At 38.5% G+C, this 13,130-nt stretch carries 12 protein-coding genes; 1 reads left to right on the top strand and 11 read right to left on the bottom strand.

Annotated elements, in window-relative coordinates; translation table 11 throughout:
- Positions 1-2: 2 nt before the first annotated feature.
- Complete coding sequence (locus J2Y40_RS16420; protein WP_310000139.1) at positions 3-1,325, bottom strand: TolC family protein; 1,323 nt, start codon at positions 1,323-1,325, stop codon at positions 3-5.
- Positions 1,326-1,456: 131 nt separating this feature from the next.
- Here J2Y40_RS16420 and J2Y40_RS16415 point away from each other — a divergent pair, with 131 nt between their 5' ends.
- Positions 1,457-2,254, top strand: a complete 798-nt coding sequence (locus tag J2Y40_RS16415; protein WP_310000438.1) for a helix-turn-helix domain-containing protein — start codon at positions 1,457-1,459, stop codon at positions 2,252-2,254.
- A gap of 201 nt (positions 2,255-2,455) precedes the next feature.
- Here J2Y40_RS16415 and J2Y40_RS16410 read toward each other — a convergent pair whose 3' ends face one another.
- From J2Y40_RS16410 to lat, 10 genes are all read right to left on the bottom strand, one after another.
- Entirely contained in the window at positions 2,456-2,710 is a 255-nt protein-coding gene (locus tag J2Y40_RS16410) for a hypothetical protein (RefSeq protein WP_153392057.1), read from the bottom strand.
- 64 nt (positions 2,711-2,774) lie between these two features.
- A complete protein-coding gene (locus J2Y40_RS16405; protein ID WP_153392055.1) occupies positions 2,775-3,254 on the bottom strand; it encodes a MarR family winged helix-turn-helix transcriptional regulator in 480 nt (159 codons plus the stop codon).
- Complete coding sequence (locus J2Y40_RS16400) at positions 3,251-3,748, bottom strand: GNAT family N-acetyltransferase (protein ID WP_153392053.1); 498 nt, start codon at positions 3,746-3,748, stop codon at positions 3,251-3,253. Before J2Y40_RS16400 ends, J2Y40_RS16405 begins: the two co-directional genes overlap by 4 nt.
- Before the next feature lie 302 nt (positions 3,749-4,050).
- On the bottom strand, positions 4,051-5,466 hold the full coding sequence (locus J2Y40_RS16395; protein WP_310000134.1) for an efflux transporter outer membrane subunit: 1,416 nt from the start codon (positions 5,464-5,466) through the stop codon (positions 4,051-4,053).
- Positions 5,467-5,550: 84 nt separating this feature from the next.
- A complete protein-coding gene (locus tag J2Y40_RS16390; RefSeq protein ID WP_153392049.1) occupies positions 5,551-8,697 on the bottom strand; it encodes an efflux RND transporter permease subunit in 3,147 nt (1,048 codons plus the stop codon).
- Positions 8,697-9,881, bottom strand: coding sequence for an efflux RND transporter periplasmic adaptor subunit (locus J2Y40_RS16385; RefSeq protein ID WP_310000131.1), 1,185 nt, complete (start codon positions 9,879-9,881; stop codon positions 8,697-8,699). The genes J2Y40_RS16390 and J2Y40_RS16385 overlap by 1 nt, the downstream gene beginning before the upstream one ends.
- A 1-nt stretch (position 9,882) precedes the next feature.
- Positions 9,883-10,338 carry a transcriptional regulator gene (locus J2Y40_RS16380; RefSeq protein WP_153392045.1) on the bottom strand — a complete coding sequence of 152 codons (456 nt, stop codon included), beginning with the start codon at positions 10,336-10,338 and terminating at the stop codon, positions 9,883-9,885.
- A 117-nt stretch (positions 10,339-10,455) separates the two neighbouring features.
- Positions 10,456-10,968: a GNAT family N-acetyltransferase gene (locus J2Y40_RS16375; RefSeq protein ID WP_153392043.1), complete on the bottom strand. Its 513-nt coding sequence runs from the start codon at positions 10,966-10,968 to the stop codon at positions 10,456-10,458.
- Between the two features lie 473 nt (positions 10,969-11,441).
- Positions 11,442-11,672 carry a DUF2007 domain-containing protein gene (locus J2Y40_RS16370; protein WP_153392041.1) on the bottom strand — a complete coding sequence of 77 codons (231 nt, stop codon included), beginning with the start codon at positions 11,670-11,672 and terminating at the stop codon, positions 11,442-11,444.
- Positions 11,673-11,734: 62 nt separating this feature from the next.
- Complete coding sequence (gene lat / locus J2Y40_RS16365) at positions 11,735-13,060, bottom strand: L-lysine 6-transaminase (protein ID WP_153392039.1); 1,326 nt, start codon at positions 13,058-13,060, stop codon at positions 11,735-11,737.
- Positions 13,061-13,130 lie beyond the last annotated feature (70 nt).

The raw sequence follows: 13,130 nt of genomic DNA, 5'->3' as shown, positions 1-13,130 counted from the left end.
TATTATAAGGTCCCTATGATATTCTGTAATAAATAATAATTATTCTGTGCTGTAATTTTAGCGGCTTCCAACTCGAATTTTGTCTGAAGTAGCTGAATGTCTGCGTCAAGAAGATCCGTTACCAGTGAGGTCTGGCTGAAGTAGGTATTTTTAATTATCCGTGCATTTTCTTTAGCCTGCACCACGTTGGCTTCTGCTACTTTAATCTGTTCAAGAGCTTCCTCATATCTCAGATAGGCTTCTTTCACCTTCTGGCGCACTTTATCCTCTGTATCTTTGTGCGCTTCCTCTTCTTTTTCGAATTCCAATCTGGCTGCTTTTACCTTTTGAGGGTTATGATACAGGGAAGACAGCGAGAATGAAGCTTTTACTCCCACAACCCCTAATGAATACCAATAAGGATTATAAGGATATAGAAAGATCTGTGGATTGGCATAGTAAAATTCTCCATATAAGCCTACTTTCGGGCTCACATTCGCTTTTACCTGCTTGAGCTTTATAATACTTAATTCAGTCTGCTGTTCTGAAATATGATAATCAAAAGAATGTTTTAAAGCTCTTTTCACATATTCTTCATACGTAATATTTTCTTCCCATTGATTAAAAGGAACTTCAGGAACAACGGTCTGCTCATCAGGAAATCCTAAAATAATATTCAGCTTCTGGGTAGCGATGAGGATATCATTTTTAATGGAGATAAGGGCCATTTCACGGCGTGAAAGTTCCAATTCTACCCGCAGTAGATCACTTTTCAGGACTACTCCGTTTTTATACAGGGATTTTATTTCTTTCAGCTGTGCTTTCTGATCAACAATGTTCTGTTTGATCAGGTCTCTGAAAATGAATGCTTTCTGAAGCTCAAGGTAAAGCGCTGAGGTTTTATAGTGAATATCAGACACCGCCTGCTCTTTCTGGATTCCCCTGATCTTTTGCAGGGTTCCTTCTTCTTTGATCTTCAGATTCAGCTTGTTTCCGTTATAGATATTCAGGTAAAAATCTGCTCCGGCCCGGTAGAGAGTGTGAATTACTTCGTGTTGCGTAGGTTTGGAAAACAGTCCGTTTTCATAAATGGGGATGTTGGAAGCTTTTTCTGCGGAACCTTTGATTTCAATTTCCGGGAGGCGTTCTCTTTTGGCGTCTTTCAGCTCAGCATCGGCTATTTCTGTTTCTATATTTCTGATTCTGATGTGGCGGCTGTTGTCTTCGGCTCTTTGCCATGCGTCTCTTAAACTAAGACTTACAGTGTCATTGGCGGGACTGCCTGTCTGTGCTGTTGCAACATGGGAACTTCCAAGGATCAGCAGTCCGGTGAGATAGATTTTCATCTGATTTTTCGAATTATTGCACTGCAAATTTATTGGCTCTCCTGAAATTATTTTTATCTAAAATAGTCAAGTTTTACATGATTCCGGCCAAATTATTATCTTTGTTTTTTCATTCTATTTTCAATTATTTTATGGGCTTAATTGCGGCACTTCCGGATATCGATAAACATGATGACAGTGTATTTGTTATGCACGAAAAATCGGAGAAACTCATTCCTTTTCACAAACATACGAAAGGACAGCTGAGCTATGTGGAAGGCGGGATTGCTTATATTACGATAGACAACCGTACGTATGTAGTTCCTGCGAGACATTTTTTCTGGATTCCTCAGGGAATGGAACATATCCTGCAGATCGGGCATTCTGCAACGGTATTGAGATCTCTTTACTTTTATGCGCATGATGACCTGTCTGATCCTTTCTTTGGCAGGCTGGGAATATATCCTGCTTCCGAACTGCTTATACAGATGATCAAATACACTGAAATCTGGGACGAAAGACATGTCACCAAGGCCAACGAAAATTTTGAATTTTTAGTAGCTTTAAAAAAAATACTCCCAAAAACTCATCAACAACCTTTACCGATCATTCTTCCTGCTACCCAAAACAAACAGATGATGAAAATTGTCTCGTACCTGGAACAGAATATAGAAGGAAAACACAGTCTGGCCAGCATCAGTGAAAAATTCGGACTGAGTGAACGCACACTTTCACGCCTCTTTAAAGCTGATATGGATATTTCTTTTCTTCAGTATCTGAAAACATTAAGGATTATCAAAGCCATTGAGCTGCTTCTCAATACAGATAAACCGATTAATGAAATTGCTGATGATGTGGGTTACAGCTCTATCAGCTCGTTTAGTGATACTTTTCATGAGTTTACACAGTCGAGACCATCAGATTTAAGGAAAACTGGGGGAAGACGGTAGTATTTAAAATATAGCTTTAAACTGAGGGCAGATTATAATCAGAAAAATTCATTTATTGAGGGAAGCATTTTTATAAGCTTTTCGTAAATAAATGCATAAAACTCCGAAGCTGCAAACTTCGGAGAGCAGGGGTCTTTGTATTATTATCGGTTATACGAAAGGATTCGTGCGATAGCAGTGAGAGAATAATGGAATCAGTATTCAGATATTTATATTTTTTAATCTTAAAATGTCATCAACTAGTTTAGGAATGACGTTTCTGGCCATGGCGATAAAATCCTGATCTGCGGATTTTATAGATACAAATTCAATATCATAATCCCTGTTTTCATCTTTTCCTGTCATGATAAATCCGGAACCGGAATCGAAATCTCTTCCCTCAATACAAGAGGTCCAGGGAGCTTGGGTAGCTTTATTGCATATTTCAAGAATACTTATTAATTCTTCTTTTGTCATAGTTATTAGTTTAATACAATTATAAAGTAAAATAGTTTCGTCTATTGATGAAAAACAACCAATACTACAGTTTGTTTTTATTATACATTGCCCTTTGATAAAATGACTGTTCCGCTATTTTCTCCTCTGCTTCATTGATGGCCGTAAGCAGATGATTTTCATTGTCTGCAATCTCTCCCAGCACTTTGGACATCAGCTCCCATACCGGCTTCATTTTTTCAATCAGTTCGCTTCCTTTTGGAGCCAGCTCAATCAGTCTTCTGCGTTCGTCCTGTTTATCTTTTTTGGAGAGGATAAGTTTCTGTTTCTCCAGCTCTTTGAGAAGACTGATGGTGGAAGGATGAGTATACCCTATTTCATTAGCAATTTCTACAACACTAAGTGTTTTTTTATGATGTAATGTGAATATCACCGGAAACCATTTAGGTTCAAAGTCAATACCGAAGGTTTTATAGATCAGAGCTCCGTCTTTTCTCAATTGCTCACTAAGCCTCTGAAGCCTTGTAGATATGGCCAGAATACCTGATTCGTCTATTATATTCATACGCTGGTATTGATGTTTAAATGATAGAACGCATTATCCGCACTCATTAACGGGAAACGCGCCGGAAGCTTTTCTTTTTCAACCTGACTGAAATGATTACGCTCATAGAAACGCATGGCCGCTTTCAGAACATCAACGGTTCCCAGATAAATGTCATTAATTTCATTTTCTTTACAAAAACGGATCAGAACTTCCAGTAAATACTGTGCAATATTCAGCTCTTTTCCTCTGAATTCTTTTTTTACAAACATCTTCCTTATTGCTCCAGCCCGCTCATCAAATTTAACCAAAGCGATTGAGCCTACCAATTCTCCATACACAAAAGCTCCCCAAAAGTTACCGCCTGTTTTTATGTAGAAATCTTCTATCTGCATAAGATCCGGCTGGTCTTCTATGGTAATCGGAATATTAAATTCCTTCTGCTGGATATTCAGGATCAGATCTATAACCTGAGTAGAATATGAATTTCCTATTTGTTGAATTTCTATTGCCATACTATATCAATTTTTACACATCAAAACTACGTAGTTGACTACGTAGTTGACTACATATATGCAAACGAAATTTTGCTTTTATAAATTTTTTAACAAAAACTAAACGATTTCCGTGATGCGTTTTATGCTCATCGAGCAGGTTGTTCATGTTAGATTTTCTAAACGTTATAGGTTTTGGAAACCCTATAACGTTGATAAGCTGCATCAATTATTTTCTGAATAAAATCTGAGAATTCTGCGGGAAACAAAAAAACGCATGCCATTGCTGACATACGTTTTTATTTATTTAAAAGCAGAAAGTGTTATTTCCAGCCCCCTCCAAGAGCCTGATAAAGTTCAATACCCGCTTTCATTTTGTTGTATTCTGCGTTTGAAATATTCAATTCTGCATTCAATGAATTTACACTGGCATTCAATACTTCAAGATAATTCGCCATACCATAGTTTACCAATTCCTGAGAATAGTCTACCGACTTTTTGTAGGCTTCCATTTCTTTCTGTTTCAATTCAATAAAAGAATCCTGTACTGAAAACACTCTGATAGCATCGGAAACTTCTTTTCCGGCTGTAAGCACTGTTTTCCTAAAATTCAGGTAGGCCGTTTCCTGATTGGCAAGACTCACATCATAGTTTGTTTTGATCTGTCTTTTATTCAGAATAGGCTGTGCCAAACCTGCTACCACGTTGGCGAAAAGAGAGTTTACACTGAACAGGTGGTCAAGGTCTACAGACTGAAGTCCTCCACTTCCGGTAAGTTTTAAAGTAGGATAAAACTGTGCTTTTGCGGCATTCGTCAGTTCAAAAGCATTCATCAGATTGTACTCTGCTCTCATCACATCCGGACGGTTAGCCAGAAGTTGTGCAGGATATCCTAATTTCACATCAATCGGAAGTTTCTGGCTTTCCAGGGTAGATCTTTCAATAGAATGGGAAGGTTCTCCCATCAGAAGGCTCATTGTATTTTCAAGAAGCTGGATCTGGGTATCAATATCAATCAATAGAGATTTTGCATTTAAAACCAATGCTTCACTTTGCTGTACGGCTACTTCTGTAAGATTTCCGGAAGCTTTCAGCGCTTTGGTTGTTTCAAGATTTCTTTCTCTTACAGCAATGGTTTCTGTGATGATTCTTTTTTGAGAATCAAAAGTCAGCAGCTGATAATAGGCAGATGCAATAGATGCAACCAAATCGCTTTTAACGGCTTTATGAGCTGCTACAGTTCCTAAATACGTGGCAAGCTGTGCTTTTTCCTGAGCTTTCAGTTTTCCCCAAAGATCGGCTTCCCAACCAATGCTGGCCGTAATGTCAAATTGGTTGACATATCTTCTTTCTCCAATGATCTGCCCAAACTGGGTATTGATCGACTGGGTTTGAAACGTATAATTGGGACCTACTGACAGCGTCGGCTGATAGGCTGCTTTGCTCTGTTTTAAATAAGCTTCCGCGGAACCAATGCTCTGAAGGGCAATTCTGATGTCCAGATTGTTTTCTAAAGCCTTGGAAATATGTCCCTGAAGTACAGGATCTGTGAAAATTTCTTTCCATGAAACATTCGCGATCGTAGTACTGTCTGAAGGAAGCATATCTGTACGGAAAAGCTTTTCGTCCACAACATTCTTCGGTCTCTCATACTCTTTCCGGGCCATACAGGAAGTAATGGCTCCCAGTATGACAGCTGAAAAAGTTATTCCTTTTATGATGTTTAATAAACTCTTCATTATATAAAATTAGAAGTTAGAAATCAGAGGTGGGAAGTTAGATTTTTATAGGGATCTAACTTCACTGCCTCAAATTTTTAATTTTTATTCTGCTAAATTGATGTCTTCTCTTTTGATTGGTTTGATTTTTTCCTGCAGTGTTTCAAAAATCACATACAGTACCGGAATTACAAATAATCCTAAGATCGTACCGATTAATAGTCCGATTGCTGCTCCTGTTGCAATGGATCTGTTCCCCACTGCACCAATTCCGCTTGCTAACACCAGAGGCAATAATCCGAAGATAAAGGCAAATGATGTCATCAGGATCGGTCTTAATCTGGCTTTTGCCGCATTGATAGCAGACATAACAATGGTCTCCCCATGATGTCTCCTCTGAACAGCAAATTCTACAATAAGGATCGCATTTTTCGCCAATAGTCCAACGAGCATGATCAGAGCGATCTGGAAATAGATGTTATTTTCCAAGCCCATGATCTTCTGGCCAAAGTAGGCTCCCATTACCCCTAAAGGAAGAGAGATAACAACAATCAGCGGAAGAATATAACTTTCATACTGAGCCGAAAGGATAAAGTAAACGAAAATCAAACTTAAACCAAAGATCAGAAGCGTCTGGGAGCCGGAAGCTAATTCTTCTCTGGATAATCCCGTAAATTCTACTCCGTAGTTTTGGTTCAATGTTTCTCCGGCAACCTGCTGTACAGCAGCAATGGCATCCCCGGAACTGAATCCGGCAGAGTTCGCTCCTGTGATCTTCACCGAAGTAAACAGGTTGTAACGGCTTACCGACTGTGGTCCGTATGCTTTTTTCAGCGTTACAAACTGCGAAATCGGAGACATTACACCGGAACCGGTTCTTACATATAATTCATTCAGATTTTCAATGTTCTTTCTGTTTTCAGGAAGTGCCTGAACCATTACTCTGAACTGTTTTCCGTATTTTGTGAAGTCGGCTGTATAAACCCCTCCGATGTATCCCTGCATCGTTGCCAGGATATCACTTACGGAAACTCCAAGCTGCTTGGTCAGAGGAACATTGATTTCCATCTGATACTGCGGGTATTTTGTATTGAATGAAGTCTGGGCAAATTCAATTTCCGGTCTTTCCATCAGCTTACCGATGAATTCATTCGTTTTATTATCCAGATCGGCATATTCACCTCCGGATTTATCCAGCAATACCATTTCAAATCCGGCGCTGCTCCCGAATCCGGGTACACTTGGCGGCTGGAAGAATACAACTTTAGCATCCGGTACAGATCCTGTAATTCCAAATAGTTTTTTGGTAATATCTTCAGAAGTCTGACCATCTTTTTTACGTTCTTCAAAAGGTTTCAGTTTGACGAAAGCAAGACCATTGTTGCTACCGTTTCCTGATAAAAATCCTCTACCGGTGGAAATTGTTACATTCTGTACGCCAGGCACTTTCATCGCGTTAGCCTGAAGCGTTTTCAGAGCATTGTAGGTTCTTTCCATGGAAGCTCCCGGAGGAAGCTGTACATCGGTAAAGATGATTCCTCTGTCTTCAGTAGGTACAAAACCTTTCTTCATAGTGTTACTCGCCCAGAATAAAATACCTCCTGTAACAGCGAAAATAACCAGGGTTACCCATTTATGTCTCAACAGGAATACAAACCCTCTTCCGTAACGTTCTGTAGCTGTTTTAAAGGCAATATTGAATTTATAGAAAAACTTCTTAAGGAAATTCATTTTTTGATATTCCTCATGATGTTCTGCGTGAGGTTTCAGGAATAATGAACATAAAACCGGACTTAACGTTAAAGCATTAACCGCAGAAATAATGATCGCTACGATAAGCGTAACCCCAAACTGCTGATAGAATACCCCTGTAGGTCCTGTAATAAAAGTTACCGGAATAAATACAGCTGCCATTACAAGGGTAATTGAAATGATTGCTCCCGTAATTTCATCCATGGCTTCTACTGTTGCTTTTTTAGCATCGGAAATACCGTGTTCCATCTTCGCATGGACAGCCTCGACGACGACAATGGCGTCATCCACCACAATACCAATCGCCAGTACCAATGCGAATAAGGTTAAAAGGTTTAATGAATATCCGAATAAATTCAGGAAGAAGAAAGCCCCCACGATAGATACCGGAACTGCAATAGCCGGAATCAGGGTTGATCTGAAGTCCTGAAGGAAAATGTATACTACAATAAATACCAGGATAAAGGCTTCAATCAGGGTATGTACTACTTTTTCGATAGAAGCTTCAAGGAATTCATTGGTATCAAAGTTAAAGGTATATTTAATTCCCTGTGGAAAAGTACTTTCCGCAGATTTCAGATAGGTTTTGATGTTCTTAATAATCTCCTGAGCATTGGATCCCGGAGTCTGGAAGATCCCCATACTGATGGAAGGATAGTTTCCGTTTTCCCCGACTCCACTGTAAGACTGACCTGCAAGCTCTACTTTGGCAACATCTTTCAGCATTAAATTCTGTCCGTCATTCAATGCTTTAATGATGATATTATCGTACTGTTCTTTATCGTTGAACTTCCCGACATATTTGATGATATATTCAAACGAGCTACCACTGTTTTGCCCTATAGAACCCGCAGCCGCTTCTCTACTCTGCTCATTAATTGCATTGGTAACGTCTGTAGGAGTTACGTTGTATGCCGCCATCTTTGCAGGATCGAGCCAGATTCTCATTGAGTAATTTTTACCTCCGAAAACGTTGGCATCCCCTACACCGTTAACCCTCTTTAGGTTTGGAATAACGTTGATATTCAAAAAGTTTTGAAGATACACATCATCCAGGTCCTTATTTTCAGAATAGAAAGACATATACATCAGGGCACTGGTCTGCTGTTTCTGGGTTACAACCCCTGAACGGGTTACCTCGGAAGGCAGCAAAGGTGTTGCTCTGGCTACACGGTTCTGTACGTTTACTGCTGCAATGTCCGGATCAATTCCCTGTTTAAAGAAGACCTGAATGTTGGCAGAACCGTCATTTCCTGCAGAAGAAGTAATATAATCCATTCCTTCTACCCCGTTGATCTGTTCCTCCAAAGGAACAACCACACTTTTCATTACCGTTTCTGCGTTGGCCCCCGTATAGCTGGCCGTAACACTTACCGTAGGCGGTGCAATATCCGGATACTGTGTAACCGGTAACGAGACAAGTCCTAATACACCGAGAATCACAATCAGAATTGAGATTACGGTGGATAAAACCGGTCTGTTAATAAAGTTTTTTATCATTAGAATTTCGGTTTTATTGATTGAACAAGACTATCCATTTTTACAGGCTTACGAATCACTGGTGTACCTGGTTTTAAACCTCCGATACCAGCAGCAATTACGGTTTCTCCTTTATTAACTCCTGATTTGATAAGAGCCATATTGTCGATTCTGTCGATCACATTTACTACGACATTTTTAGCGGTATCTTTTTCTACTTTATAGACGTAAACAATTCCCTGCTGCTCGTAAGTTGCACTTTCCGGCACAACCAGAACATTGTCATAATGCTGAGGGAATCTGATGGTTCCGCTGTTTCCGTTGCTAAGAAGTTTTTGTGCATTGGTGAAAGCTACTCTGAACTGGATAGTTCCTGTCCCTGGATCAATCTGGCCTGTAATGGCTTCAATTCTTCCTTTTTCAGGATAAAGGCTTCCATTAGCAAGCTGCAGTTCTACCATCGGAAGATTTTTGATCTTTTCAGGCATAGAGGCTCCCGGTGCCTTTTCCAGGAAGTCGAAGTACTCTTTTTCATTCATGGAGAAGTAAGCAAATACCTGAGACGTATCAGAAATAGTTGTCAGAGCGGTTTGATCAGTAGGTCCTACCAAACTTCCTACTTTTAACGGAAGTTTTCCGATTACTCCTGAAATAGGGGCACGGATGATAGAATATTCAATGTTCGCTTCTACACCTTTATAGTTGGCAACAGCCTGTCTTTTTGCTGCATTCGCCTGCTGAAGCTGAGCCTGAGCCTGAGCTAAATTAGCCTGTGCAGTCTGTAACTGTACATTACTGATGATGTTTTTCTGAACCAGCGGTTTAAGTTTATTCACTTCTACCTGAGCCGCATTCACTGAAGCCTGGGCAGCAGCAATACTAGATTCGGCAGCACCGATTCCTGCTTTGGAAGCAGCGGCATTTTCATTCAGAATATTGGTTTCCAGACGAAACAAAGGCTGTCCCTGTGTAACATACTGCCCTTCATCTACCAGTACCTGAGTAATATATCCCTGTATTTTTGCGCGGACATCATTGTTCACTCTACCCTGAACGGTAGCCGGGAATGTCTGATAACCCACTATATTTTTTGTCTCCACTGAAACCACAGGATAAGGCTTGGCGCCCCCCTGCTTCGGAGCTTCTTTTTTGCAGGCTGTCAGTGAGAGCGCTGCAATAGAAAGTATAACTAGCTTATTATTCATTTTATAGTTTATTAAGAGATTCCTGAATATTTTTTATGTTTTTATTTAAAAGTGCTTTGTAAACTTCTATTCTTTCATTGTATCCATCGTCCTGATTTTTTTTAAAATTGTTTAAATCATCTAGTAGTTTTAATTCGTCTTCCATTTTCTGAACTATTTTTTCAAATCGTATTCGCTTATAATCATCATTGATGAAAAAATACCGTTTCCTTTCATCCATTTTATTGTGATCCACAATGAGCTGTGCATTCAACAATAATGAAATACTGGTGGAAACAGAACTTTTGCTTGCGGAAAGCACTTCAACGAACTCGTCAAAAGTAATTCCTACTTTCTCATAATCGAAAAGAAGGTAGGAATAAATTTTTGAGGCTAAAGGAGGTAAGTTGAAGATGGTGCCATAAAATTTTACGGCATCCTGAAAAATTTTTTCATCAATTTCTATACTTTGATGCATAATATAAAAATTTTGAACAAAAGTAGAAATTAGTTCAGAACTAAACGAACAAAGATGATAGAGTTTATAAATAGAGGGTCTTTTAAAAATTCAATGAAGATAGATTTAACTTTTCCGCTAAATTATAATCTTCTCATAAGCCTTCCTCATTCCGTCTGCTAAAAGAACTTCTCCACAGTAAGAATATCCCTTACTTTCCAGAATTTTCAGCATAGCAATATTATCGTAGTTGGTATCTACTTTTACACTCTGAATTCCATGAGATCGGGTAAAATCTTCAATATGATCAAAGAGTTTTTTTACCATACCCTGGCCTGCAAATTTTTCATCTACAGCTACCCTGTGTACAACCACAAATTCTCCGTTACTCAACCATGCTCCTTCAATCTGGCTATAAGCCGGTTCATCATTTAGAATTAAGGCTGCATATACCGCAATATCGCCATCCACTGTCATCACATAACCGAATCCTTTTGCAATATCACTTTCTACGGTTCCAAGATTAGGATATCCATTCTGCCACTGTGTGCTTCCGTCCTGTTTCCTTCTTTCGATAGACTGTTGGATGATTTCCCAAATGACGTTTCTGTCTTCAATTTCTGCTTTTCTTAGTTGTGTCTCTGAACTCATTGTTGTTGGTTTATATTAAAATGAAGAGATTGGTGTATATTTCAGGTTTTGGCAAAGCCGGTTGCATGATTTTTTGTTTTAGGCGGGCTGAAGCCCACCTCTATTGAATAATGTCTCAATGTTACAAACCTTAATGCATGGATACATAATCTCTTATTGATTAATCTTTTTAATTATTAGTTTTTAAACGGATTTAAAATGGATGGAATCTTTTTAATTTAGGCGGGGTAAAGCCCGCCTCTATTGAATAACGATCCATCATTACAAAATTCAATGCAGGAATAAATAATCTCCTCTTTTTTTAATTTTCTAAGTATCACAAAAGGATATAACACCCTTAATTACAATGGATTATAAGCTTGTATTTTTTCCAATTTTTAAATACATTATCCGGTTTGAATTAAAAAACCGAAAACTAATTAAAAATTAATTTTCGGTTCGAAGTAGTAAAATTTAAAATTATGAAATTGTTTTTATTGATTTTCAACTTGTTGAAGATAAGCATCAATAATATTGAATGCGTTCTTCTCGTCTTTTAAATCCACCATAATTTTTAGCGACGTTGCGGTAGGCGTTGTCGTAAAGGTCAGATAATTATTTTCGACGGTATTTGTAATTTGTGCATCATCCAATTTAGACTTAATTAACTGGATTTCTGAAGGTTTATCACTTTCAAAAACCGATACTCTCGTACTTCTTTCCATATTCTATATCGTTTGAGTATCTAAATGTACAATGTTTTTTTTAAAATTACAAATCTTTGGTTTTAAATTTTATTAATATTATTTTCAATTTTATCTAAAGCCAGCTGAATTTCTTCCTTGGTAACATTAAGATGAGGTCTGAAACGAAGCGACTGATCTCCACATGGAAGAATGATTAAACCGTCTTTGAACAATTCATTCATCATATGGTTTCTTTGCTCTCCTGAAGGTAGATCAATGGCACACATCAACCCTCTTCCTCTTGCATTTGAAATTTTTTCAGGATATTTCTGAGCTAATTCTTTTAATCTTTCTAATAGATAATCACCAACTACTCTGGCATTTTCAACCAGATTTTCTTTTTCGATTACTTCCATCACCAATTGGAAACGAAGCATATCGATAAAGTTTCCTCCGAAAGTAGAGTTAATTCTTGAACTTTCTCTGAAAACGTTGTTTGGTACTTGATCAAATTTTTCTTTGTTGGCTAAAACCCCGCAAACCTGCGCTTTTTTACCGAAAGAAATAATATCCGGCTTAGCAGTGAAATGCTGGAATGCCCACATTTTCCCTGTAATTGCAATACCCGTCTGCACTTCATCAAAGATCAGAAGGATCTCGTTCTGGTCACATAAGTTTCTTAATCCCATCAGGAACTCGTCTCTGAAATGGTTATCGCCGCCTTCAGCCTGAATAGGCTCAATAATGATGCAGGCAACTTTATCAGGGTTCATCAAAATGGCTTCCTCAATCTGAAGAAGAGCTAAGTTTTCATTCTTGATGGTTTCCTCCAGATTTTCTTCTGTAATTGGGAAGGAAAGTTTTGGGTTTAAGATCCTTGGCCATTCAAACATTGGGAAATATTGATATTTTCTAGGATCTGAAGTATTGGTTAAGCTTAAAGTATACCCGCTTCTTCCGTGGAATGCCTGTTTGAAGTGGATACAGATTCCGGCTTCGGTTTGAATTCCTTTGTCAAAGTTTTTACGTGTTTTCCAGTCGAAGCAAGCTTTCATTGCATTTTCAACGCCTAAAGTTCCGCCTTCGATAAAGAATGCGTACTGCAATTCTTCAGGAATTACTACTCTTTCAAAAACATCCAGGAATTGGGCGTATTCTTCGGAATAAACGTCAGCTAAAGTTGGTTTGTTTACAGCCATTCTGCCTAACCATTCTGATCTTTCAACAAGGTATGGGTGATTATAGCCAATGGAAGCAGATGCAAACATAGAGAACATATCCAGATATTCTCTGTCGGTTAATTTGTCATATAGCCATGATCCATGAGATCTTTCGATGTCCATCACGAAATCAAAACCGTCTGCTAAAACGTGTTTTCCTACTGTTTCTTTTACTTTATTTGCTTTTATATCTAATGTTTGTTCCATAATAAATTGATGTGTGATTTAATAAGTGGGGAATCAGAAGATCAAAAAATGAGGTTCATCATTTCCCGGT

This window comes from Chryseobacterium sp. 2987 (genome assembly GCF_031456375.1).
GTDB lineage: Bacteria > Bacteroidota > Bacteroidia > Flavobacteriales > Weeksellaceae > Chryseobacterium > Chryseobacterium vaccae.
The sequence above is the reverse complement of the archived record's forward strand: the minus strand, read 5'-3'. Positions and strand labels throughout refer to the sequence as shown.

Excerpts from the sequence above, each read along its gene's own strand:
- J2Y40_RS16410 (WP_153392057.1), bottom strand. The coding sequence starts at position 2,710 with ATGACAAAAGAAGAATTAATAAGTATTCTTGAAATATGCAATAAAGCT.
- J2Y40_RS16415 (WP_310000438.1), top strand. The coding sequence starts at position 1,457 with ATGGGCTTAATTGCGGCACTTCCGGATATCGATAAACATGATGACAGT.
- J2Y40_RS16380 (WP_153392045.1), bottom strand. The coding sequence starts at position 10,338 with ATGCATCAAAGTATAGAAATTGATGAAAAAATTTTTCAGGATGCCGTA.
- J2Y40_RS16375 (WP_153392043.1), bottom strand. The coding sequence starts at position 10,968 with ATGAGTTCAGAGACACAACTAAGAAAAGCAGAAATTGAAGACAGAAAC.
- J2Y40_RS16395 (WP_310000134.1), bottom strand. The coding sequence starts at position 5,466 with ATGAAGAGTTTATTAAACATCATAAAAGGAATAACTTTTTCAGCTGTC.
- J2Y40_RS16385 (WP_310000131.1), bottom strand. The coding sequence starts at position 9,881 with ATGAATAATAAGCTAGTTATACTTTCTATTGCAGCGCTCTCACTGACA.
- lat (WP_153392039.1), bottom strand. The coding sequence starts at position 13,060 with ATGGAACAAACATTAGATATAAAAGCAAATAAAGTAAAAGAAACAGTA.
- J2Y40_RS16390 (WP_153392049.1), bottom strand. The coding sequence starts at position 8,697 with ATGATAAAAAACTTTATTAACAGACCGGTTTTATCCACCGTAATCTCA.
- J2Y40_RS16400 (WP_153392053.1), bottom strand. The coding sequence starts at position 3,748 with ATGGCAATAGAAATTCAACAAATAGGAAATTCATATTCTACTCAGGTT.
- J2Y40_RS16420 (WP_310000139.1), bottom strand. The coding sequence starts at position 1,325 with ATGAAAATCTATCTCACCGGACTGCTGATCCTTGGAAGTTCCCATGTT.
- J2Y40_RS16405 (WP_153392055.1), bottom strand. The coding sequence starts at position 3,254 with ATGAATATAATAGACGAATCAGGTATTCTGGCCATATCTACAAGGCTT.
- J2Y40_RS16370 (WP_153392041.1), bottom strand. The coding sequence starts at position 11,672 with ATGGAAAGAAGTACGAGAGTATCGGTTTTTGAAAGTGATAAACCTTCA.